1 protein-coding gene is annotated in these 282 nt (G+C 61.0%); it reads right to left on the minus strand.

The annotated features are described in order from the left end of the window. A partial coding sequence (locus tag ACM6HV_RS13980; RefSeq protein ID WP_414904482.1) for a hypothetical protein occupies positions 1–282 on the minus strand: 282 nt, incomplete at both ends.

Consider the following 282-nt stretch of genomic DNA (forward strand, 5'->3'; position numbering starts at 1 on the left):
CACAACACCGGTCGTTGCGTTGAACCCGGTGATGGTCAGCGTGCTGCCGAGCGGCGTGGTGACCGATTGTGGGAAGCCTGCAGCCACACCGTTGGTGACGACGGCGATACCGCCGACGGTCAGCGTGGTGACGCCGTCCAAAGCGGTGATGGTGAAGGTGCCGCTTTGGGTCAGTGCGTTGGAATCCGGCTCGCTGCCAGTGCTGAGATTTTTTTCGTAAACAGTCAGCTCGCCGCCCTCGGCGTTCAAGCCATTGATCAGCACCGGATCGTCGTTGTTGTG

Origin of the sequence: Pseudomonas sp. IT-P260, assembly GCF_949768395.1 — a bacterium.
GTDB lineage: Bacteria > Pseudomonadota > Gammaproteobacteria > Pseudomonadales > Pseudomonadaceae > Aquipseudomonas > Aquipseudomonas parakoreensis.